This is a genomic window from Citrobacter sp. KTE30 (assembly GCF_000398825.1).
GTDB classification, from domain to species: domain Bacteria; phylum Pseudomonadota; class Gammaproteobacteria; order Enterobacterales; family Enterobacteriaceae; genus Citrobacter; species Citrobacter freundii.
On sequence record NZ_KB976056.1, the window covers coordinates 208,620 to 230,743 of the forward strand.

The window sequence follows — 22,124 nt, forward strand, 5'->3', positions numbered from 1 at the left end:
ATATCATGTCTGACTGTCGTACTTACGGATTCAACACCCAGATCGTTCACGCGGGGCAACAACCCGACCCTTCAACTGGCGCGCTCAGTACGCCTATTTTCCAGACTTCAACGTTTGTTTTTGACAGCGCCGAACAAGGTGCCGCCCGCTTTGCGCTCGAAGAGTCCGGGTACATTTACACCCGCTTGGGTAACCCTACCACTGATGCGCTGGAGAAAAAGCTGGCGGTACTGGAAAGAGGTGAAGCCGGGCTGGCTACCGCGTCCGGTATTTCTGCGATCACCACAACGCTGTTGACGCTTTGTCAGCAGGGTGACCATATCGTTTCCGCCAGCGCGATTTACGGTTGTACCCACGCGTTTTTGTCGCACAGCATGCCGAAGTTTGGGATTAACGTCAGCTTTGTCGACGCCGCGAAACCGGAAGAAATCCGCGCCGCCATGCGCCCGGAAACCAAAGTTGTGTATATCGAAACGCCCGCTAACCCGACGCTGTCGCTGGTCGACATTGAAACCGTAGCCGGCATCGCCCATCAGCAAGGCGCATTACTGGTGGTGGATAACACCTTTATGTCGCCGTACTGTCAGCAGCCTTTGCAACTGGGCGCAGATATTGTGGTGCACAGCGTCACCAAATATATCAACGGTCACGGGGATGTGATTGGCGGCATCATTGTTGGTAAGCAGGAGTTTATCGACCAGGCGCGGTTTGTTGGCCTGAAAGATATCACCGGCGGCTGCATGAGTCCTTTCAATGCGTGGTTGACGCTGCGCGGCGTTAAAACGCTGGGCATTCGTATGGAGCGTCACTGTGAAAATGCGCTGAAAATCGCCCGCTTCCTCGAAGGGCATCCGTCCATTACTCGGGTGTATTATCCAGGCCTGTCATCGCATCCGCAGTATGAGCTGGGCCAGCGACAAATGAGCCTGCCAGGTGGAATTATCAGCTTCGAAATCGCTGGCGGCCTCGAGGCTGGCAGACGGATGATCAATTCTGTAGAATTATGCCTCCTCGCGGTCAGTCTCGGTGATACCGAAACCCTCATTCAGCACCCAGCGTCTATGACACATTCGCCCGTTGCGCCAGAGGAACGGCTTAAAGCAGGTATTACCGACGGGCTTATCCGTCTTTCTGTGGGTCTTGAAGATCCAGAAGATATTATTAACGACCTTGAACACGCCATCAGAAAGGCAACATTCTGACCAATATGGCCTGAACCGACGCCGTTCGGTTCAGGTTGTTGAGAATCAAGGCACAACAGTCTGGCAATACGCGCAATCCTCTTTCGGGGAGAACGTGTATTTTGGGCAGGGGGTTCTATGCAGGACAACACATTACAATTAAGCAACAATACAGCAACCGCCGTACCATTCTCAAAAAAAATACCGTTTACGAAATACGATTTTGGCTGGGTATTACTGTGCATAGGCATGGCCATTGGTGCCGGAACGGTACTGATGCCGGTACAAATTGGCTTAACAGGCATTTGGGTATTTATTGTCGCCTTTATTATTGCTTATCCGGCAACTTATATTGTGCAGGATATTTATTTAAAAACATTATCAGAAAGTGAAACCTGTAATGACTACACGGATATTATAAGTCATTATCTGGGAAAAAACTGGGGCGTATTTCTTGGCGTCATCTATTTTCTGATGATTATTCACGGCATATTTATTTATTCCTTATCCGTGGTTTTTGACAGCGCCTCATATATCAAAACCTTCGGCTTGACCGAGTCCGATCTTTCACAGTCGATAATCTACAAAGTGGCCATTTTTGCCGTGCTGGTCGCCATTGCTTCCGGGGGAGAAAAACTGCTATTCAAAATCTCCGGCCCGATGGTAGTGGTCAAAGTGGGTATCATCATCGTATTTGGTTTTGCGATGGTTCCACACTGGAACTTCGCTAATATCAGCGCCTTCCCTGAAGCCTCGGTGTTCTTTCGCGATGTGCTGCTAACCATCCCGTTCTGCTTCTTCTCCGCGGTGTTTATTCAGGTGTTGAACCCTATGAACATCGCCTACCGCAAACGGGTGGCAGACCGGGTACTGGCCACTCGTATGGCTATACGTACGCATCGGATCAGTTACATTACGCTGATTGCGGTCATCCTGTTTTTCTCTTTTTCTTTTACCTTTTCCATTAGCCATGAAGAAGCCGTTTCAGCCTTCGAACAAAATATTTCCGCACTGGCGCTGGCGGCACAGGTGATTCCGGGACAGATTATTCATATCACCTCAACGGTATTAAATATCTTCGCCGTATTAACCGCGTTCTTTGGTATTTATTTGGGATTCCACGAGGCGATCAAAGGAATTATTCTTAACGTACTGAGCCGCGTTATTGACGTGGAAAAAATTAATCCTCTGGTGCTTACGCTGGGTATTTGTACCTTTATTGTTATCACCCTGGTGATTTGGGTATCGTTTCGCGTATCAGTACTGGTGTTCTTCCAGTTAGGCAGCCCGCTGTACGGGATTGTGTCGTGTATTATTCCGTTTTTCCTGATCTATAAAGTCACACAGCTGGAAAAACTACGCGGGCTGAAAACCTGGCTAATCCTGCTGTACGGGATCCTGCTGTGCCTGTCGCCATTACTGAAGCTGATTGAATAACCCGCGTAAACTGCGCCGTCAGCTCCTGGCGGCGCTTAGCTCACACTCTCCAGTTGATAGCTGCGAATTTTATTCAGTACCGTGGTATGTGACACCCCCAGCGCTTTGGCGATATGCCGCGACGACACATTCTCTTCCATCATCTGTTCAATAAGCTGGCGTTCCGCATACAAAACCTGCTCTTTAAAAGGACGTTCTGTCGGGCCTTGCTCAGCGGCGGGCAAATTCACCATCCCTAATTCTTCGGGCGTAATGACATCGGATTCCGCCATTAGCATCAGACGAATAATGGTATTTTCCAGTTCGCGCACGTTTCCCGGCCAGCTGTGATGGTGCAAGGCATCAAAACAAGCTTTATCCAGAATGATCCGCCGCTGGAATTCCTTTGCGTATTTCTGCACAAAGTGGCGAATCAACAGACTGATATCCTGCGGACGCTCCCGCAAAGGCGGAATAGTCAGGGAAAGTACATTGATGCGGTAATAGAGATCGGCGCGCAACAGACGTTGTTCCACCATATCTTCCAGATTGGCGTTGGTTGCCACAATAATGCGTACATTAACCGGAATAATTTGCGCCCCGCCAACGCGACGGATCCCGCCATCCTGCAGGACGCGCAATAATTTAGCCTGTAAGCCCAGCGACATTTCACCAAATTCATCGAGAAAAAGGGTGCCTTTATCGGCCATTTCAAACAGCCCTTTTTTGCCTTTACAATCCGCGCCGCTAAAAGCCCCTTTCTCATAGCCAAAGAATTCACTCTCCATAAGCGACTCAGGTAGCGCAGAGCAGTTGACCGGAATAAACGGATAAAAACGTCGCTGCCCGGAATTATGGATAGCCCGGGCCAGCAGCTCTTTGCCGGTACCCGTATCGCCACGGATCAGAACGGTATATTTGCTGTCAGCAATTTTTATCGCCTTTTCGATAAGCGCGTGCATGCTCTGGCTGCTGCAAATAATGTCAGAGAAATAACGCGGGCGTTCCGGCTCCGGCGTTGACAGCTCGCTTATCTCCTCACAGAGGTAGGCGACATTAATAATATCGGCGCGCTGGCTTAAACAGGATTGCACACAGGAAATATCCTGTAGCTGGCGGCACCAGGATTTAATCAGGATCCGTCCAGGTGTGACTTTCATGGAGATGATATTGATATCGCAGCAGGAAAATTCCTTCAGGACATCCTCAACCATCGACAGACGATCAATTGTTTTAATATCCCAGCGTATCGTGACCACATTTGCTCCTGATAGTTAGCAACTGCGAAATAGATATTTCTGTGGCGAGAGGAAACCTGACTACATTTTAGACGCTGTGGAATAATGTTCTGCCAGAGGACTCACATTGTGGACGGAAAAACAAAATATAAAAAAACCGGAGCACAAGGCTCCGGTTATCGGGTCATAACCCACGTTTATTGCTGTGGGTTTTCGTCCTGGTCAACGGCGAAACAGGCCACCAGTTGACCGCCATAGTCTTTTAACTGTGGCTGAAGCTGAGTACACGGACCAAAGCGACGACGGCAACGGGCGTTGAATGCGCAGCCTGGTGGCGGATTCAGCGGGCTTGGCAGCTCACCGGTCAGCTTGATACGCTCGCGGCGATCGTCCGGGTTCAGGCGCGGCGTTGCGGAGAGCAGCGCCTGAGTGTACGGATGCCGTGGATTATTGAAGATCTGATCCTTGGTCCCTTTTTCCACACAGCGGCCTAAATACATCACCATCACTTCATCGGCAATGTGCTCTACCACCGACAGGTCGTGCGAGATAAAGACGTATGACAGCCCCAGTTCCTGCTGCAAATCCATCATCAGATTCAGCACCTGCGCACGCACCGAAACGTCCAGCGCTGAGACCGGTTCATCGGCAATCACCACGTCCGGATCAAGCATCAGACCGCGAGCGATGGCAATACGCTGACGCTGACCGCCGGAGAACATATGCGGATAGCGGTCGTAGTGCTCGGTTTTCAGCCCCACTTTCGCCATCATCGCCAGCGCTTTTTCACGACGCTCCTCTTTGCTTAGCGTGGAGTTGATTAGCAACGGCTCTTCCAGAATCTGCCCTACTTTTTTACGCGGGTTCAGGGAACCATAGGGGTTCTGGAACACTATCTGGATTTTCTGCCGACGCAGCTTCTGCGCCTGCGGGTCATGCTTGAGTAAATCCTGTCCCTGGTAATACAGCTCACCGCCAGTCGGGATTTCAATCATCGTCAGCAGACGGCCAAGGGTGGATTTCCCACAGCCCGACTCACCTACCACCGCCAGCGTTTTACCGCGCTCCAGAGTAAAGGAAACGCCATCCAGCGCTTTCACCAGGCGTTCCGGGGCGAACATGCCCTTCTTCACCGGGTAGTGTTTTTTCAGGTCAATTGCCTGCAACAGCGGCTGTTGCGCGGCGGCCTTTTGCGTACTCATAGCCCAGGCCTCCCGGCATCATCAAGTGGGTAGTGGCATTTCGACTGACGACCGCCTTCCAGCAGGTTCAGTTCAGGTTCTTCAGCGCGGCATTTGTCGGTCGCATAGGGGCAGCGTGGATTCAGCAAACAGCCGCTCGGGCGGTCATATTTACCGGGAACCACGCCCGGCAGTGAGGCCAGACGCGCTTTGTCCTGAGCAAACTCCGGCAGCGCGCGCAGCAGCGCCTGGGTGTAAGGATGACGCGGCGCGCGGAAGATATCCTGCGCGGCCCCGGTTTCCACTACCTGCCCAGCGTACATCACGATGATTTTGTGTGCCGCTTCAGCCACCAGCGCCAGATCGTGCGTGATTAAGACCAGCGCCATGTTCTCTTTTTGCTGCAATTCCAGCAGTAGCTCGATGATCTGCGCCTGAATGGTCACATCCAGCGCCGTTGTCGGTTCATCTGCAATCAGCAGCTTCGGACGACAGGCAATTGCCATCGCGATCATCACGCGCTGACTCATCCCACCGGACAACTGGTGCGGATAGACATCCAGACGCGAGGCCGGATCGGGGATCCCCACCAGCGTCAGCAGGTCAATTGCCCGCTGAATACGCGTTTTTTTGTTGCCGCCCTGGTGCACCTTGATGGCTTCCATAATCTGGTAGCCGACGGTGTAGCAGGGGTTAAGGCTGGTCATCGGGTCCTGGAAGATCATTGCCACTTCCGCACCCACCAGTTGGCGACGCTCTTTCTCAGAGATGCGCTTCAGGTCGCGACCATTAAACTCCAGATTTTCGGCCATAACGCGGCCAGGGTAGTCAATCAGTCCCATAATCGCCAGCGAGCTGACGGACTTACCAGAACCAGACTCCCCAACAATGCCAACCACTTCACCCTGATTCACACTGTAGCTAATGCGGTCTACGGCGCGGAATTCGGAACCTACGTCGCCGAAATGCACCGATAATTTATCTACATTTAATAACGCCATCTCGAACCTCTTACTGCTTCAGTTTGGGATCGAGCGCGTCACGCAGACCGTCACCCATCAGGTTAAATGCCAGCACCGTCAACAGGATCGCCAGCCCCGGGAAGGTCACGACCCACCAGGCGCTTTGGGCAAACTGCAGAACGTCAGAGAGCATGGTGCCCCATTCCGGCGTAGGCGGCTGTGCACCCATCCCCAGGAAGCCGAGGGCAGCCATATCGAGAATGGCGTTAGAGAAGCCAAGCGACGCCTGAACAATCAGCGGCGCAAGACAGTTAGGCAGAATATTGACGAACATCTGGCGCATCGCGCCGGCTCCCGCCACGCGGGATGCGGTGACGTAGTCGCGGTTAACTTCCACCAGCACAGCGGCGCGCGTCAGACGCACATAGTGCGGCAATGCCACAAACGTCAGCGCCAGCGCAGCGTTGCCTATCGAGGGGCCAAATACCGCCACCAGCACCAGCGCCAGTAACAGACTCGGCAATGCCAGCATGATATCGACCACACGCATGATGACGTTATCGACAATTCCACCAAAGTAGCCGGCGATCAGCCCAAGAACCACGCCCATCAGCAGGGAGAGTACAACCACCAGACAGCCAACCAACAGCGACAGACGCGCACCGTACATCAGGCGGGACAGCACGTCGCGGCCCACATCATCAGTACCAAACAGATGCGCCATGGAACCGCCTTCCTGCCACGCAGGAGGTGCTAGTAGCGTATCGCGGAACTGGTCTGCCGGGTTGTAGGGTGCAAGGACGTTGGCAAAGACCGCAATCAGGATCATTACCACCACATACACCAGCCCAACAACCGCGCCTTTGTTGCGTTTAAAATAGTGCCAGAACTCCTGCAGCGGCGTCATCGGCACCGGTGCAGCAATAACTTTGTTTTCAGTAACCTGTGACATGATGGCCCCTTACTTCTTATGCCGAATACGCGGGTTCACCACGCCATACAGCAGGTCTACCAGCAAGTTGACGAGGATAATCATCGTCGCGACCAGCAGTACCCCGCCCTGCACTACCGGATAATCACGGCGTTGCAGCGCATCGATCAGCCAGCGTCCCAGCCCCGGCCACGAGAAGATAGTCTCGGTCAGGATTGCCCCAGCCAGCAACGTACCAACCTGCAGGCCGATAACGGTTACAACGGGCAGCATCGCGTTACGCAGAGCGTGAATGATGATGACGCGCATACGGGTCAAACCTTTAGCGCGCGCGGTACGAATGTAATCCTCGCCCAGTACTTCCAGCATCGACGAACGTGTCATACGCACAATGACCGCCAGAGGAATGGTACCCAGCACCATCGCAGGCAAGACCATATGCGCCAACGCATCGATAAAGTTACCCTCTTCACCCCAGATGGCGGTGTCTATCAACATAAAACCGGTCAGCGGATTGGAATCATCAAGGAACACCATGTCGCTCACCCGCCCAGAAACTGGCGTCAGGTTCCACTGCACGGAAACCAGCATGATCAGCATCATGCCCCACCAGAAAATCGGCATGGAGTAACCGGTCAGCGCCAGGCCAACGGCGGTGTGATCGAAAATGGAGCCGCGCTTAACTGCAGCAAGTACACCCACCGGGATACCCACTGCGACGGCGAAAATCATCGCGCAGACGCCGAGTTCCAGCGTGGCTTTGAATCGAGGTACGAACTCTTCCCACACCGGTAAGCGGCTTTTCAGTGAGATACCTAAATCGCCATGCATAACCCCCCAGATATAGTGGAGGTACTGCTGCCACATAGGCTTATCCAGACCGAGTTCAGCCAGCAGTTGAGCATGACGCTCAGGGGAGATCCCACGTTCACCTGCCATGATCATAACCGGATCGCCGGGGATCATATGGACGAAGGCAAAGGTGAGAAGAGTGATACCGATAAACGTGGGGATGACGAGTCCCAAACGTCGGAGAATGAACTGCAACATAACCCGGATTCTCTCTAATGACGCACGGCCTGGAACCGTGAGTCTGTATTGCTCACAAATCTTATCCCACGCAAACTGCATCGCGGGTAAAGCATTACGCCGGAGGGCGCTGCGCTTATCCGGCCTACACAATACCGGGGCGCAGCGCTTCCTTAATTGCTTTTAATTATTCGACAGAGACGTTTTCGAAGTGGTGTTTGCCTAATGGATCAACCACATAGCCTTTCACTTCTTTACGCACTGGTTCGTACACGGTGGAGTGAGCAACAATCAGAGCTGGGGCCTGATCGTGCATAACAACCTGAGCTTGCTTGTACAGTTCAATACGTTTGTTGTGATCGTCGGTCGCACGCGCCGGTTGGATCAGGTCTTCAAACGGTTTGTAGCACCAGCGAGAGTAGTTGGAGCCGTCTTTCGCTGCCGCACAACTGAACAGGGTGGCGAAGAAGTTGTCCGGATCCCCGTTGTCACCGGTCCAACCCATCATCACCGCCTGATGTTCACCCGCTTTGGCGCGTTTCAGATACTCGCCCCACTCGTAGGTCACAATCTTGGCCTGAACGCCAATTTTCGCCCAGTCAGCCTGAACCATTTCCGCCATACGACGAGCGTTCGGGTTGTAAGGACGCTGTACCGGCATGGCCCACAGTTCAACGGTAAAGCCTTTGTCCTGACCGGCTTCCTTCAACAGCGCTTTGGCCTTCTCAGGATCATAGGTGTAGTCTTTAACGTCGTCGTTATAGCCCCACATGGTCGGTGGGATCAGGTTTTTCGCGGCAACGCCAGCACCCTGATAAACCGCTTTGATGATCGCTTCTTTGTTTACCGCGTAGGTCAGCGCCTGACGGACTTTCACATCATCAAACGGTTTCTTCTCGGTGTTGAAAGAGAGGTAGCCAACGTTCAGACCGGCCTGCTCCATCAGGTTGATATTTTTATCCTGCTTCATGCGTGCGATGTCAGCCGGGTTCGGGTACGGCATCACCTGGCACTCGTTCTTCTGCAGTTTGGCGTAACGCACAGAAGCGTCAGGCGTAATGGAGAAGACCAGACGGTCGATCTGCGGCTTAGTGCCCCAGTAACCTTCGAATGCTTTATACAGAATACGAGAGTCTTTCTGGTACTGCTGCAGCTGGAACGGACCGGTACCGATTGGGTTCAGATCCACTTTCTCCGGGGAACCGGCTTTCAGCATGTTGTCCGCATATTCTTTGGAAAGAATAGAAGCGAAGTCCATCGCCAGGTCAGCCAGGAACGGTGCTTCCGGGCGAGTCAGCACGAACTGAACGGTTTTATCATCCACTTTTTTCACTTCGGAGATCAGGTCTGGCAGACCCATCCCTTCGAAGTATTCATAGCTGCCGCCAGAAACTTTATGGTACGGGTTCTGGGCATTTTTCTGACGATCGAAAGAGAACACCACGTCATCGGCGTTTAAATCGCGCGTCGGTTTGAAATCTTTGTTGTCCTGCCACTTCACGCCCTGACGCAGGTGGAAGGTATAGGTTTTACCGTCTTCGCTGATTTCCCACTTCTCAGCAAGTCCCGGGATCACTTCAGTTGTGCCGGTTTTGAACTCGACCAGGCGGTTATAGATCGGCACGGAGCTGGCATCATAGGTGGTACCAGAGGTGAAAAGCTGCGGGTTAAAGCCTTCAGGAGATCCTTCTGAACAATAAACCAGAGTTTTAGCCTGTACGCTTGCTGCGACGGTCATAGCCACCAGGCTCAGACCAAGCTTCAGCATCCCTGACTTCTTCAAGGAAATACTCATTCTTCTGCTCCAAATGTGATGTTTGTTGTTTTACCCTTTGCAATGGGTTTGCACCGCCTGGCCTTTTTTGTTTTTTACCCGGCCGGGTCAGCGTTAAGAGGATGGGGATTCCGTTCACATAAGCGACTGAGTTGCAGTGCGGATTCTCCATGAAATGCCCCTCATACCCTACAATCTGTCAACAGAATGTGAAAACGTCAATACAGGTAACCGCGATTTACACCAACGGTGAGAATTGGCAAACAAAGATTAAAAAAAGTGCAAGCGGGTATTTTCAGCAGGGAAATTTGTGCTACGCGCACTATGCCAGAATAAACATCTTCATACTTCGCAACATTTGGAGATTAACATTTATGCAATTTATTCAAATTTTCCCAATGAATGCTGCATATCTGAGCGATTAATGCCATGAACGTTAAAACGCACAGCGGAAAATGCCAGCGCCAGCCATAAGTAGCGCAAAAAAAGTTTCAAGCAAACATAAAAAAAGGCAATGGAATATGTCACAGAATCGTTAACTGTCAGTGGGAAGTGATGCACAATTTTTGCAGATAAAAGGAAGGTCAAAGGTGGGGTTGGAATAACGCCATACACGCCGGGATGAAACTGAGTCTGTAGGCCGCATAAGGCGCTTGCGCCGCCATCCGGCAATGTCTCCAATATTGCCTGATGGCGCTTCGCTTATCAGGCCTACAAAACAAAAAACCCTGCTCGTTGAGCAGGGTTTTAAATTTGGTCGGTGATAGAGGATTACTCGCCACTACGTGGCTCGCCCCGCGGGCCGTTGCTGACGCAACGTTCTCTCGCTACGCTCGAGTCGAACCTCTTACCCCCGGAGGTTCTCATCCTCCTGGGCTATAAAGCAAAAAACCCTGCTCGTTGAGCAGGGTTTTGAATTTGGTCGGTGATAGAGGATTCGAACCTCCGACCCCTTCGTCCCGAACGAAGTGCGCTACCAGGCTGCGCCAATCACCGAATGCGGGGCGCATCTTACTGCTCAGCCGCGCGCCCGTCAATCCCTTAGTAACAAAATGCCATTCGATCGGCGAGAAAGTCAGCAGGCCTATTACTGGGCCGCTGCTTTCTTCCCGTCAGGGATACGACACCAGTTGTTATTCTCGTTAATCCCCCCATTTGGCGAGGTATAACCAAGGCAACCCAGAACGGTATCGTACAGTTCCACATGACGACGCGGCACCTTCATCTCAGCTTCTTGCTTCAGGTGCGCAAATGCCTTCGCATGGTCAGGGTCTTCCAGATATTTGTCTGACATCCACACCATCATAGGAACGCGGAACTGCTCAGGCGGCGCCATTTTACGCGGCGTACCGTGCAGGTGCTCACGTTCGTTAATTGACTCACCGTGATCGGCGGCGTAAAACACGATCGCTTTCTTATCGCGCAGCTGATCAAACACCTGGGTAATAAAGTGATCAACGTAGGTTACCGAATTATCAAATGAATTAATCATCTCAGCTTTCGAGCAGCCACTATCAACATTGACACACTCCGGCTTCCACTGTGCATATTCGCGGGTGTAGCGCTGGGTGTAGTTAAAATGCGAGCCCTTGGTGTGCAGAATAATCAGACGCTTTTCGCCATCATCAGTCTTCTGTAAAGATTGCTGCATCTCATTAATCAGCAGCATATCGTCAACGTTTTTGCCACGGTTACGCGGCTCTGCGCCAATCTGTTCACGATAGGCAATGTTTTCCGCCATGGTATTGCTGTAGAACCACATCTCGCTTTGCATCGCGTAAAGATCGGTCTTGAACCCTAACTGGCCGAGCACGGAAAAGACGTTTTGTTCTTTCAGAGTACGCTGCGGGTTTTCTTCCGCCCCGCCCTCGCGCACAAACATACAGCGCAGCGAAAGTTTAGTTGCCGTATCACAGGAATATCCTCGGAACGCGGCCAGATTTTTCTCCTGGGCGAGCCTTGGCGTGGTATTGCGCTCATAGCCAAAAATCCCCATATGATCCCAGCGGGTCGTTTCGCCGATAATAAAGACCACGTAGGTGTCGTCGAGATTGTTGGGGGCAACGTAGGTGAACTTCTTCGCCGGGTTCATCAGCGATTTGTTGTCTGAAGATTCATCCACCTGCGCCCAGGCGTACAAACCCAGCGCAGAGAGCCAGTTTGACGGCAAATAGGAGTTCGCAACGACTCCGCCGTAGCTGGGTAAATCGATCCCTGTTTCACGCTCAACGCTTTTTTGTTGCATGCTGAGCAGACGAATGGGCGCCCACACCATCAGGCCAGCCAATAAAACCGCCGCTACGCTACGCCATCTCATGCCAGGCGTACGAATCTGTTTCATCAGGGTATAACGACAGCGGTTACTCCAAATCAACACCAATGGGATAATACTGACTGAAACCAGCCAAACGATAAAATGCCAGCCGACGACTTCTTTTGATAAATCAATATCGGTGGTCATGACCGAGGCAATAATACCGTAGCCAATGACCACATTCAGGAAGGTCATGTAATAGCTGGCGCCGGCAGAGCAGAGCACCACAAACGTTGCCAGGACACGCCAGACGCGTCGGCCAAATAAAGAGAGAACACGGAGTAAAAAAAAGGTCACCAGCACAGTGCCAGCTAATTCAACAACCGCAGAGAGTCCTTTCCAGACGGTAAACTCGTGCGCATATCCGCTAAAGCGACGGAAAAACACAGCGCAATTCATAAAAAGACCGATATAGATCGCCAGCAAGAAACTCAGCTTCTGCTGCGTCATCGATTTGATATATCTCATGCAAACAAACCCTGGAGGAAGGGATAAAAACACCCTGCGCAAAAGCCTGTCAGGCCATACAGGGGAAAAGTGCGACAAGTGCAGATAATAAGAAAATTCTACAGCGCAGGTAAGTAGACCACAGGAGGGAAGAAAAGTGCTTATAGAGAATGCAAACGGCGCATATATTTTTGTAAATATATGCGCCGGGCATTAATCAGACCACTAATAGATTCAGGCGTGTGCCTCGGTATAGACGCTACGCTGCGGCTGACGAATAGTGGTAGAAAGCGCCAGCGAGATAATTAACAGCGCAAAGATAACGCAGAAGGTCACATAGAATCCGCCGAACAGCGAGGCGATAATGGAACCACAAATGCTGCCGATACCGAAACCTAAGTAAATGACACCGTAGTTTTTAGCCAGGTTGTTCAAACCGAAGAACTCACTCACCAGTGACGGGAACACGGTGATGGTGCCGCCAAAGTTAAATGCCACACAGGCAATCGCCGTAAAGAAGGTCACATCATTCAACGGCGCGAACAGCAGTGCGGCCATACCCACCAGCGAAACGACCTGACCAATGGTGATAACGCGAATACGAGAGATTTTGTCGGACAGAATCCCCAGAACCAGACGACCGGACAGGTTAGCGATAGAAATCACGGTCACCGCGTTTGCCGCCGTTGCCACATCCATATGTGCCAGACTTTGTGCGATATCTTTCGCCACGCCAATTACGTACAGCCCGCTCATACATGCCGTCAGGAACATGACCGCCAGCATCCAGTACTGCGGTTTACGCATGGACTGCGCCAGGGTGTAGTCATTCTCAACCACGCCATTTTTCGTTTTCACTTCCTGATTCGGCGCGTCTTTCATCAGCGTGGAGCCAAAGACGATCATTACCAGCACAATCGCGCCCCAGATCATGAAGGTTTTTTCCAGACCCACGGTGCTCAACAGTTGGCTATCGATGAATTTAAAACCGAGGCTGCCAAGACCGTAAGAACCGATAGCGAAGGCGGAAATCAGCCCTTTACGCTCCGGGAACCATTTTACACAGTTGGAAAGTGTTAACAGGTAGCCTGCGCCATCCGCCAGACCAACCAACACACCAGCGCTCAGCCACAGCATAATCAGGCTGTCAGAGTGGGCGGTTAAGAAGAAGCCCACACCGAGTAAAATACCGGAGGCCATGGTGACGCGTTTCACGCCAAAACGTTCCTGCAGTTTCCCGGCGACGGAAGAAGAAATTGCCAGCCCGAGGCTCAGCAGGCCAAAGGAAAAGGCAACCTGACTCACCGGCGCATCAAGCTTAGAAGAAAGCGCACCGTTAAACAGGCTCCAGGTATAAACAGAACCTAAAGCAAATTGGGTAATGATGGTGCCGATCAGTGTCAGCCAGCGGGTACGCTGATAATCAGAAGTTTTCATGGCAGTCTTCCTGCATAAACAAAAGGGGAAATTCTCTGCCAACAACCATACCGAAGCGTTTTTATGAGCAGGGGAAAACGGCATGAAATGCCGCCAGGACGGAATGAAATGCCTGGAATGCGGAATGAATGACGAGACAAAAAGTCGGGTTACTGAATTTTATCGCATGAGTTAGTACACGCTATCGCTGGAGTGCGTGTGATTGTTGATCTCAACATGTAATCAAGATGTTTATGTGATGATTGTTTACGTTAAAATTTGGCGCTCACTCCCATGGTGTACATATAGTCGCTGTTGTTGGTGCTATTTTCCGCCTGCGACAGCGCCGCGTAAGCCGCCATGTGCGGGTTCAACAGCATATCCGCACCGACGGTAACATCTACCCAGTTACCGTCCTGACCCGCCGCCGTCATGCGACTGAGACCCGACTGCGCCTTCCAGATATTTTCGCCAAACTGCTGGTTATAGCTGATTTGCGCCCACGGTCGCACATCACCGAACTGCGAATTGACTCGCCAGCCCAACGAGCTCACGCTGGCATGCCACAGCGGATCGTTCTGCGTTACCGACGTCGCGCTATCGCCAAATTCGTTGTAAGTGGATGTGGTGGAACCGTCATAATGCAGCGCGGCAACCGGACCGGTTGTCACCTGCCTTGAAAGCGGGAAGTTCCAGCCCATACTCATGCCGCTGGTGGCATCCATAGGTGTCTCATCCGCCAGATTCACCACGGGCCCCGCCACGTTCTGAGTGGAACGAATACGTTCTTCCAGAATGTCGTTATAACGTGGTTGGTGATCGCTGTCCCATGTATAACGTTCAGCCGTATGCCCTGACAGCGCATCAACGATATATTCTTGTTGCCAGCCATATGCTGTATTGATGGACAGCGCACAAACTATGACGCTCGCCAGAGTTAACCTTTGGCGACCACTACTGTTTCTTATAAGCATCAACGCGACTCCAGAAAAGAGCCGAATTCGGCGATATTATTGTCATTGTGTGAAGTATTTGGGCCAGCAGGCCTTGTATTAAATATTGTCTTTTTAGCTGGCGCGTCAAGGCGGGCCGAATGAAATTTTTACGCCAGTAAAAACAGCGAGGAAGAATATGCAGCGTTGCGGATGGGTCAGTCAGGATCCACTTTACATTGCCTACCACGACAAGGAATGGGGCGTCCCCGAAACCGATGGCAAAAAGCTGTTCGAAATGATCTGCCTCGAAGGCCAGCAGGCCGGGTTATCGTGGATTACCGTACTCAAGAAACGGGAAAATTATCGCCACGCTTTCCACCATTTTGACCCGGAAAAAGTGGCGGCCATGACCGAAGAGGATGTGGAAAGGCTGGTACTGGATGCCGGCATAATTCGCCATCGCGGAAAAATTCAGGCCATTATCGGCAACGCTCGTGCCTTTCTGACGATGGCACAAAACGGAGAGTCGTTTAGCGAGTTCGTCTGGTCATTTGTTGATAACCAACCACAAGTGACCCGCGCCGCCAACCTGAGCGATATTCCCACCTCCACGCCTGCGTCAGACGCGCTGTCTAAAGCGTTAAAAAAACGCGGTTTTAAGTTTGTCGGCACCACCATTTGTTACTCCTTTATGCAGGCATGCGGCCTGGTCAACGATCATGTCACCAGCTGCATCTGTTATCCGGGAGAACAACATGATTCGTGAATCAAAGGCTGAAGATCTACCAGCGATTCTGACGCTGTGGATGGAAAGCACAATCCATGCCCATCCGTTTATCGAAGAGCGCTACTGGCGCGAAAGTGAATCAGTGGTGCGGGATGTTTATCTGCCAGCCGCGCAAACCTGGGTATGGGAAGAAGAAGGCGAGCTCAAAGGTTTTGTCAGCGTCATTGATGACCGCTTCCTCGGCGCGCTGTTTGTCGCGCCTGCCGCCATCAGAAGCGGGATCGGCAAAGCGCTTGTGCAGCATGTGCAGCAGCGCTTTTCGTTACTCAGCCTTGAGGTGTACCAGAAGAATCAATCCGCGGTGAACTTCTACCATGCGCTGGGTTTTCGCATTGAAGACGGCGCATGGCAGGAAGAGACTCACCATCCCACGTGGATTATGGGCTGGCAGGCGGATCAAACGCCGTAAGCGTCAACGTGGGTCCGTTGTATTTTTCAAGCCACGCCAGCGCGGTGTTGCCCGCGCAGCCATTCCCCAGCTTCGAGCTGGGGAGATCTTTGGTCAGCACGTTGACGGCGCCATTTTTACAAATACCGTTCGCTGCGAGATCCAAATCAGGCCAGGCGCCTTCATGAATACAGATAACGCCGGGTTTAATACCCGCCGTCACCACCGCGCCCGCCAGAACTTGACCACGCTGGTTCCACACCCTGACCGTATCGCCATCCGCAATGCCGCGCGCGTGGGCATCCTGCGGATGAATCGTTACCGGCTCACGATCCGCTACCGCGTACTGCTCACGTAGCGCACTGTAGTTAAGCTGACTATGCAAACGGTGCGCCGGATGGGCGGAAAGCAGCTGTAGCTGGTCCGGTTCGGCGTTACCGAACCACTCATCCGGCTCCAGCCACATCGGGTGCCCCGCACAGTCCGCGTAGCCGTAACCAGCAATCCTCGCGGAGTAGATTTCAATTTTTCCGCTGTCCGTTTTCAGCGGATGAGCCTGCGGGTCGCGGCGAAAATCCGCAAAACGGATAAACTGCGCGCTGGCGGCATTTTCCGGCATTTCGATCAGGGCGTTGCGCTGCCAAAACTCGGCGAAAGGCGGCAATGTCACCTGCTGACTGGCCCCACGTTGCCCGGCAATATTGTAAAACGTCTCCAGCCATTCCAGCTCGCTTTTGCCTTCGGTGAATCGCTCGTAACCGCCCTCTTCCCAGCGTTCACTCAGCTCGGCAAAAACATCATAATCATTTCGCGCTTCGTCCTGCGGCGGCACAACCTGCTTCATCGGCACCAGGTGCTGGTTGCTGTAGTCGCCGGTCATGGTCAAATCATTGCGCTCAAAGGAGGTGGTCGCCGGCAGTACGATATCGGCATGCTTCGCTGCGGCGGTCCAGAAACACTCCGAGATAACCACCAGCTCCGGTTTTTGCCAGGCGCGAATTAAACGGTTAGTGTCTTGATGATGGGTGAAGTTAGCGCCACCAGCCCACCACAACATGCGGATGTCCGGGAAATGGCGGTCCATGCCGTTGTGCTGGTAAAAACCACCGGGATTTTCCAGCGCTTCAACAATTCGCGCCACCGGGATTTTATCTACCGCGTCGGTACCGCCTTTAACGCTGCCCTGCATTGAAGCCAGCACCGCAGCCCGGCGCGTTGGGTTGCCTCCGTTGGCAAAATGGTACGACAGCCCAAAACCGCCGCCTGGCGTCCCGATTTGCCCGAGCATGGCGGCCAGGGTGACGATCATCCAGTGTTTCTGCTCACCATACTGTTGGCGCTGCATCCCCCATCCGGCCATCAGCATGGTGGTATTTTGGTGAAATATCGCCGCAAGTTCGCGTATTTTTGTTGCGGGTATACCGCAAATCTCCGCAGCCCACTCTGCCGTTTTCACAACATCATCAGATTTACCCAGCAGATAGTTTGCAAAACGGTCATAGCCGGTGGTACACCGGGCGAGAAAATCCTCGTCATGCCAGCCGTTTTCCACCAGCGTATGCGCGATGCCCAGCATCAGCGCCACGTCGGTCCCCATATGCGGGGCAATCCATTCCATCTTTTCGCCAAAGAATTCGACGCTTTCCGATCGCATCGGATCGATACAGATCAACCGTTTACCGCTGTCGCGCAAAGCCTCAAAGTAAGCGAGCCCCTGCTCATCGGACGCATTCCAGGCAATCTTCAGTGTATTCAGCGGATTAGCGCTCCATAACACCACCACCTCGCTGTTCTCAAGCACCACTGGCCAGCTGGTTTGCTGCTGGTAAACTTCGTTACCGCCCACCACGTACGGCATGATCGCCTGCGCAGCCCCCGTCGAATAATCTCCCAGATGCCCGGTATAACCGCCTGCCAGCGCCATATAGCGTTGTAGCAGGGTTGCCGCTTTGTGTAACACGCCGTTAGAGCGCCAGCCGTAGGAACCGGCAAAAATCGAGGCCGGGCCGTAGCTGTCACGGATGCGTTTATGCTGCGTATGGATAAGATTCAGCGCGTCGTCCCAACTGACGCGAACAAATTCATCCTGCCCACGCACGCCCTGGGGATTCTCCGGCGAGGCGAGAAAGCCTTTACGCACCATTGGAAAACGTACCCGCGTTTTACTGTGAACCTGGTCGCGCACCACGGTTTGCAAAGAGTTGGGATGGGAAGTGGGCAGCGCGCCACGCGAGGAGAAAACCGTCTCACCATCGGTGTCGACGAGAATTGGTCCCCAGTGGGCGGCGGTTAACACCGAGTAATGTGCGGGTGAATTAGCCAAGATGGCGCTCCTGAATGCGATGTGACGGCTTATTTATTATGCCGTTCAATGTTACTTACAAATTTCAGAGTCTTCCCTGGAATTTTCTTCATGTTCACACGTCATAATCAACCGCCACGGTCGCTGTGGCAAAGAAGAAAAAGTCATTAAGGAATTAAGATGAAGAAACGTGTTTTTGTTATTGCTGCCATTGTGAGCGGCGCCCTGGCGGTTTCTGGCTGCACAACAAACCCTTACACCGGCGAACGCGAAGCAGGTAAATCCGGCATTGGCGCGGGTATTGGCTCTCTGGTCGGCGCGGGCATTGGCGCACTCTCTTCTTCGAAGAAAGATCGCGGTAAAGGCGCACTGATTGGCGCAGCGGCGGGTGCGGCCGTTGGCGGCGGTGTCGGTTATTACATGGACGTGCAGGAAGCCAAACTGCGCGACAAAATGCAGGGAACGGGCGTCAGCGTGACGCGTAGTGGCGATAACATCATTCTGAATATGCCGAATAACGTCACCTTCGACAGCAGTAGCGCCAACCTGAAACCTGCTGGTGCCAACACCCTGACCGGCGTGGCAATGGTACTGAAAGAGTACAATAAAACCGCCGTCAACGTGCTGGGCTTCACCGACAGCACCGGCAGCCAGGATCTGAATATGCGTCTGTCTCAGCAACGCGCGGACTCCGTGGCCAGCGCCTTAATCACGCAAGGGGTTGCCGCTAATCGTATCCGCACTCAGGGCATGGGTCCGTCAAATCCGATCGCCAGCAACAGCACGGCGGAAGGTAAAGCGCAGAACCGTCGCGTAGAGATTACGTTGAGTCCTATGCAGTAATCGTTGAGCCGGGTGGCGGCTTCGCCTTACCCGGCCTACGTTCGACATGTAGGCCCGGTAAGCGCAGCGCCACCGGGCAAATTACTTGCTTCGTCAGATTTTCCCGCTAAGGTATTCACACGAAATTCAGGGAAATCAGCGATGAGCAAATCAACACGGGCAACCATCAGCGATGTGGCGAAAGCCGCAAAAACCGGCAAGACCAGCATTTCACGCTATCTCAACGGTGAAAAGCACCTGCTTTCCGACGCGCTACTGGCCCGCATTGAACAAGCCATTGCCGATCTCGACTACCGTCCCAGCCTGATGGCAAGAGGACTGAAACATGGTCGTACCCGCCTGATTGGTCTGATCATCGCCGATATTACCAATCCCTACTCCGTCAACGTGTTGAGCGGCATTGAAGCTGCCTGTCGTGATAAAGGCTTTACCCCGCTGGTGTGTAACACCAACAACGAAGTGGATCAGGAACTGCATTATCTTGACCTGCTGCGCAGCTACCAGGTCGAAGGGATTGTGGTCAACGCCGTCGGGATGCGCGAAGAGGGGCTAAATCGGCTGCAGCAGTCTGCGCTGCCGATGGTGCTGATTGACCGTAAAATTCCCGATTTCGCCTGTGATATGGTCGGGCTGGATAACACCCAGGCGGCAACGGTTGCCACGGAACATCTGGTCGAACAAGGTTTTGAAGCCATCCTGTTCCTCAGCGAACCGCTCGGCATGGTGAATACCCGCCGCGAACGCCTGAGCGCTTTTCGCGCCACCCTCGCACAGTACCCCGGCGTTATCGCACAAAATGCCGAAGTCCCGCTCACGGACAATACGCAGCTGGACGAAACCCTGCGCCAGTTCCACCAGCAGCACCGGGGAATGCGCAAAGCTGTTATCTCAGCTAATGGCGCTCTCACACTGCAGGTTGCCCGCGCCCTGAAACGCATTGGCCTTAACTGGGGCAGCGATATCGGCCTGCTCGGTTTTGACGAACTGGAATGGGCCGAACTGGCGGGCGTTGGTATTACCACGTTGAAACAACCTACCTGGCAGATTGGCTACACCGCCGTTGAGCAGGTTGTACGCCGGATCGATGGCGGCTCTGCTGCCATTCAGGAACAGGTCTTCTCCGGCGAACTGATCGTTCGCGGCTCTACCGCCCGTTAAATTTCCTTCGTGATGGTGATCATAAATTCAACATCATAAGCTTTTCTTTGGAACCGGTTCCATCTAGCGTTATAGCAAGAACGCTAGTCTGGAGTTTCCATGAAAAGAAAAATTATGGTGGTCACCGCCGCTTACGGCCACGACCAGGTACGGGCCGCTGGCGGGCAAACGGCAATGCTGCCCATTATCGCTGAAGCCGGTGCTGACGGCGTCGAAATCCGCCGCGAATTGCTGACCGACGCCGAGCTGCACACGCTGTCCACGGTGGCATCTGCTATCGAAATCTTCGGCCTGCTGGCCTGTTACTCAGCGCCTGAGCCGTTGTTCCTTGAGGACGGTAGCCTCAATCCCCGACTTCCTGCGCTACTTGAAGAAGCACAGGCCCTGCAGGCGCTATGGCTAAAAGTCTCCCTCGGCCATTTCTCCCATACAGAACAGTTCAACGTGTTACGTGAATGGCTGGACAACAGCGGAATGGAACTGGTTGTCGAAAACGATCAGACCGCCTGCGGACGCCTGAAGCCGATGCAGCGCTTTAACGAAGCCTGCCAGACGCAAAATCTGCCGATATCTCTGACCTTCGATATGGGCAACTGGCTGTGGGTGGGCGACTCCCCGGAACAGGCGGCGCAGAAACTGGCGTCAACCGTTGGGTATATCCATGTCAAAGCCGCCGTTGCACATCGCGACAGCTACCGTGCCGTACCGCCTGATGCAGCCGATCCGCGCTGGCTGACGCTGTTGAAAACGCTGCCGGGCGATGTTCCACGCGGCATTGAGTTTCCCCTGGAAGGGCAGGATTTGGCGGCGGTTACCCGCCGTTACGTCGAGTTGTTACGCGAGGAGTAACGCATGAAAAAGTCACTGGATGTGGTAACGATTGGTGAAGCGATGGCGATGTTTGTCGCCACGCAAACCGGCGAACTGGCGGATGTGGAGCAGTTTATCAAGCGCGTTGCTGGCGCTGAACTCAATGTGGCGACCGGTCTTGCCCGGCTGGGCCTGAAGGTCGGTTGGGTAAGCCGTGTAGGCAACGACAGTTTTGGCCGTTTTATCGTTAAGTCGCTGGAAAAAGAAGGGATTGATGCGCAGGGAGTCACCCAGGACGAGCGTTACGCTACCGGCTTTCAGCTTAAATCTAAGGTCGAAAATGGAACCGATCCCATTGTGGAATACTTCCGCAAAGGTTCCGCTGCCAGCCACCTCAGCATTGAGGATTATCACGAAGCCTACTTCGCCAGCGCGCGCCACCTGCACCTGAGCGGCGTAGCGGCGGCACTTTCTGCCAGCTCTTATGAACTGTTAGCCCATACCGCCCGCACACTGAAAGCACAAGGGAAGACCATCTCGTTCGACCCGAATTTACGCCCTGTGCTGTGGAAAAGCGAAGCCGAGATGGTGGAAAAACTGAACCGTTTGGCATTCCAGGCCGACTGGGTTTTGCCTGGATTAAAAGAGGGCATGATTTTAACCGGTCAGCAGACGCCTGAAGCCATCGCCGACTTTTATCTGCGCCACGGGGTGAAGGCCGTGATCATCAAAACAGGGGCCGATGGCGCCTGGTATAAAGCCGCCAACGGCGAGCAGGGCTGCGTCGCACCGGTAAAAGTCGACAACGTGGTCGACACCGTCGGCGCAGGCGATGGCTTTGCGGTCGGCGTTATCAGCGCCCTGCTGGAAGGTCGCTCGCTGCATCAGGCGGTGACCCGCGGCAATAAAATTGGCGCTCTGGCCATTCAGGTTCAGGGCGACAGCGAAGGATTACCCACACGTGAACAATTAGGGGAATAAATTCCCGGTCAACTCTGTCTCTGTACCCTAC

The 22,124-nt window shown here is 53.2% G+C and carries 20 protein-coding genes, 1 tRNA gene and 1 other RNA gene; 8 read left to right on the forward strand and 14 right to left on the reverse strand.

Features of this window, described 5'->3' with window-relative positions; translation table 11 throughout:
* Positions 1-5: 5 nt before the first annotated feature.
* On the forward strand, positions 6-1,202 hold the full coding sequence (gene megL / locus WC1_RS02400; protein ID WP_003023295.1) for a methionine gamma-lyase: 1,197 nt from the start codon (positions 6-8) through the stop codon (positions 1,200-1,202).
* 117 nt (positions 1,203-1,319) lie between these two features.
* Complete coding sequence (locus WC1_RS02395; RefSeq protein ID WP_016151142.1) at positions 1,320-2,618, forward strand: aromatic amino acid transport family protein; 1,299 nt, start codon at positions 1,320-1,322, stop codon at positions 2,616-2,618.
* A 35-nt stretch (positions 2,619-2,653) separates the two neighbouring features.
* Here the strand turns inward: WC1_RS02395 and WC1_RS02390 are convergent, their stop codons facing one another.
* The 13 genes from WC1_RS02390 to WC1_RS02345 all read right to left on the reverse strand — a co-directional run bounded on the left by WC1_RS02390 (position 2,654) and on the right by WC1_RS02345 (position 14,863).
* Positions 2,654-3,856 (reverse strand): sigma-54 interaction domain-containing protein, encoded by a 1,203-nt coding sequence (locus WC1_RS02390; protein WP_003024321.1) that lies wholly within the window; start codon positions 3,854-3,856, stop codon positions 2,654-2,656.
* A gap of 176 nt (positions 3,857-4,032) precedes the next feature.
* Complete coding sequence (dppF, locus tag WC1_RS02385; protein ID WP_003024319.1) at positions 4,033-5,037, reverse strand: dipeptide ABC transporter ATP-binding subunit DppF; 1,005 nt, start codon at positions 5,035-5,037, stop codon at positions 4,033-4,035.
* Positions 5,034-6,017 (reverse strand): dipeptide ABC transporter ATP-binding protein, encoded by a 984-nt coding sequence (gene dppD / locus WC1_RS02380; RefSeq protein WP_003024317.1) that lies wholly within the window; start codon positions 6,015-6,017, stop codon positions 5,034-5,036. Before dppD ends, dppF begins: the two co-directional genes overlap by 4 nt.
* Positions 6,018-6,027: 10 nt before the next feature.
* Entirely contained in the window at positions 6,028-6,930 is a 903-nt protein-coding gene (gene dppC, locus WC1_RS02375) for a dipeptide ABC transporter permease DppC (protein ID WP_003837734.1), read from the reverse strand.
* Positions 6,931-6,939: 9 nt separating this feature from the next.
* On the reverse strand, positions 6,940-7,959 hold the full coding sequence (dppB, locus tag WC1_RS02370) for a dipeptide ABC transporter permease DppB (protein WP_003837733.1): 1,020 nt from the start codon (positions 7,957-7,959) through the stop codon (positions 6,940-6,942).
* 166 nt (positions 7,960-8,125) lie between these two features.
* Positions 8,126-9,733, reverse strand: coding sequence for a dipeptide ABC transporter periplasmic-binding protein DppA (dppA, locus tag WC1_RS02365; RefSeq protein ID WP_003837731.1), 1,608 nt, complete (start codon positions 9,731-9,733; stop codon positions 8,126-8,128).
* Positions 9,648-9,884 (reverse strand): hypothetical protein, encoded by a 237-nt coding sequence (locus WC1_RS24880; RefSeq protein ID WP_127674029.1) that lies wholly within the window; start codon positions 9,882-9,884, stop codon positions 9,648-9,650. The genes dppA and WC1_RS24880 overlap by 86 nt, the downstream gene beginning before the upstream one ends.
* A gap of 209 nt (positions 9,885-10,093) precedes the next feature.
* Complete coding sequence (locus WC1_RS0123000) at positions 10,094-10,393, reverse strand: hypothetical protein (protein WP_141110492.1); 300 nt, start codon at positions 10,391-10,393, stop codon at positions 10,094-10,096.
* A gap of 73 nt (positions 10,394-10,466) precedes the next feature.
* A non-coding RNA gene (locus WC1_RS24215) (RtT sRNA) lies at positions 10,467-10,600 on the reverse strand.
* A 31-nt stretch (positions 10,601-10,631) separates the two neighbouring features.
* Positions 10,632-10,708: transfer RNA gene (locus WC1_RS02360), tRNA-Pro, on the reverse strand.
* A 91-nt stretch (positions 10,709-10,799) separates the two neighbouring features.
* Positions 10,800-12,494, reverse strand: a complete 1,695-nt coding sequence (gene eptB, locus WC1_RS02355) for a kdo(2)-lipid A phosphoethanolamine 7''-transferase (protein ID WP_016151143.1) — start codon at positions 12,492-12,494, stop codon at positions 10,800-10,802.
* Positions 12,495-12,707: 213 nt separating this feature from the next.
* The gene (locus WC1_RS02350) at positions 12,708-13,910 is read right to left on the reverse strand and encodes an L-lactate MFS transporter (protein WP_003024301.1); all 1,203 of its coding nucleotides are present in this window, start codon (positions 13,908-13,910) and stop codon (positions 12,708-12,710) included.
* Positions 13,911-14,161: 251 nt separating this feature from the next.
* Positions 14,162-14,863, reverse strand: coding sequence for an autotransporter outer membrane beta-barrel domain-containing protein (locus tag WC1_RS02345; RefSeq protein ID WP_003846109.1), 702 nt, complete (start codon positions 14,861-14,863; stop codon positions 14,162-14,164).
* A 157-nt stretch (positions 14,864-15,020) separates the two neighbouring features.
* Between WC1_RS02345 and tag the strand changes: the two genes are divergently transcribed.
* Together tag and WC1_RS02335 are read left to right on the forward strand one after the other, a co-directional pair.
* Positions 15,021-15,590: a DNA-3-methyladenine glycosylase I gene (gene tag / locus WC1_RS02340; RefSeq protein WP_003846107.1), complete on the forward strand. Its 570-nt coding sequence runs from the start codon at positions 15,021-15,023 to the stop codon at positions 15,588-15,590.
* Entirely contained in the window at positions 15,580-16,020 is a 441-nt protein-coding gene (locus WC1_RS02335; protein ID WP_016151144.1) for an N-acetyltransferase, read from the forward strand. The genes tag and WC1_RS02335 overlap by 11 nt, the downstream gene beginning before the upstream one ends.
* Here the strand turns inward: WC1_RS02335 and WC1_RS02330 are convergent.
* Positions 15,989-18,322 carry a molybdopterin guanine dinucleotide-containing S/N-oxide reductase gene (locus WC1_RS02330; protein ID WP_003846103.1) on the reverse strand — a complete coding sequence of 778 codons (2,334 nt, stop codon included), beginning with the start codon at positions 18,320-18,322 and terminating at the stop codon, positions 15,989-15,991. The genes WC1_RS02335 and WC1_RS02330 overlap by 32 nt on opposite strands.
* 159 nt (positions 18,323-18,481) lie before the next feature.
* On the opposite strand from WC1_RS02330, the gene WC1_RS02325 reads away from it, so the two are divergent.
* From WC1_RS02325 to WC1_RS02310, 4 genes are all read left to right on the forward strand, one after another.
* Positions 18,482-19,144 carry an OmpA family lipoprotein gene (locus tag WC1_RS02325; RefSeq protein WP_003837719.1) on the forward strand — a complete coding sequence of 221 codons (663 nt, stop codon included), beginning with the start codon at positions 18,482-18,484 and terminating at the stop codon, positions 19,142-19,144.
* Positions 19,145-19,285: 141 nt separating this feature from the next.
* The gene (locus WC1_RS02320) at positions 19,286-20,302 is read left to right on the forward strand and encodes a LacI family DNA-binding transcriptional regulator (protein ID WP_003837718.1); all 1,017 of its coding nucleotides are present in this window, start codon (positions 19,286-19,288) and stop codon (positions 20,300-20,302) included.
* 99 nt (positions 20,303-20,401) lie between these two features.
* A complete protein-coding gene (locus WC1_RS02315; protein ID WP_003024284.1) occupies positions 20,402-21,151 on the forward strand; it encodes a sugar phosphate isomerase/epimerase family protein in 750 nt (249 codons plus the stop codon).
* 3 nt (positions 21,152-21,154) lie between these two features.
* Entirely contained in the window at positions 21,155-22,093 is a 939-nt protein-coding gene (locus WC1_RS02310) for a sugar kinase (protein WP_003837715.1), read from the forward strand.
* Positions 22,094-22,124 lie beyond the last annotated feature (31 nt).

What these genes read in the sequence shown, in the direction of transcription:
- eptB (WP_016151143.1), bottom strand. Translation starts at nt 12,494, where the DNA reads ATGAGATATATCAAATCGATGACGCAGCAGAAGCTGAGTTTCTTGCTG.
- WC1_RS02325 (WP_003837719.1), top strand. Translation starts at nt 18,482, where the DNA reads ATGAAGAAACGTGTTTTTGTTATTGCTGCCATTGTGAGCGGCGCCCTG.
- dppD (WP_003024317.1), bottom strand. Translation starts at nt 6,017, where the DNA reads ATGGCGTTATTAAATGTAGATAAATTATCGGTGCATTTCGGCGACGTA.
- dppC (WP_003837734.1), bottom strand. Translation starts at nt 6,930, where the DNA reads ATGTCACAGGTTACTGAAAACAAAGTTATTGCTGCACCGGTGCCGATG.
- WC1_RS02310 (WP_003837715.1), top strand. Translation starts at nt 21,155, where the DNA reads ATGAAAAAGTCACTGGATGTGGTAACGATTGGTGAAGCGATGGCGATG.
- megL (WP_003023295.1), top strand. Translation starts at nt 6, where the DNA reads ATGTCTGACTGTCGTACTTACGGATTCAACACCCAGATCGTTCACGCG.
- WC1_RS02315 (WP_003024284.1), top strand. Translation starts at nt 20,402, where the DNA reads ATGAAAAGAAAAATTATGGTGGTCACCGCCGCTTACGGCCACGACCAG.
- WC1_RS02395 (WP_016151142.1), top strand. Translation starts at nt 1,320, where the DNA reads ATGCAGGACAACACATTACAATTAAGCAACAATACAGCAACCGCCGTA.
- WC1_RS02345 (WP_003846109.1), bottom strand. Translation starts at nt 14,863, where the DNA reads ATGCTTATAAGAAACAGTAGTGGTCGCCAAAGGTTAACTCTGGCGAGC.
- WC1_RS02350 (WP_003024301.1), bottom strand. Translation starts at nt 13,910, where the DNA reads ATGAAAACTTCTGATTATCAGCGTACCCGCTGGCTGACACTGATCGGC.
- dppA (WP_003837731.1), bottom strand. Translation starts at nt 9,733, where the DNA reads ATGAGTATTTCCTTGAAGAAGTCAGGGATGCTGAAGCTTGGTCTGAGC.
- WC1_RS24880 (WP_127674029.1), bottom strand. Translation starts at nt 9,884, where the DNA reads ATGGAGAATCCGCACTGCAACTCAGTCGCTTATGTGAACGGAATCCCC.
- WC1_RS02335 (WP_016151144.1), top strand. Translation starts at nt 15,580, where the DNA reads ATGATTCGTGAATCAAAGGCTGAAGATCTACCAGCGATTCTGACGCTG.
- tag (WP_003846107.1), top strand. Translation starts at nt 15,021, where the DNA reads ATGCAGCGTTGCGGATGGGTCAGTCAGGATCCACTTTACATTGCCTAC.
- dppB (WP_003837733.1), bottom strand. Translation starts at nt 7,959, where the DNA reads ATGTTGCAGTTCATTCTCCGACGTTTGGGACTCGTCATCCCCACGTTT.
- dppF (WP_003024319.1), bottom strand. Translation starts at nt 5,037, where the DNA reads ATGAGTACGCAAAAGGCCGCCGCGCAACAGCCGCTGTTGCAGGCAATT.
- WC1_RS02320 (WP_003837718.1), top strand. Translation starts at nt 19,286, where the DNA reads ATGAGCAAATCAACACGGGCAACCATCAGCGATGTGGCGAAAGCCGCA.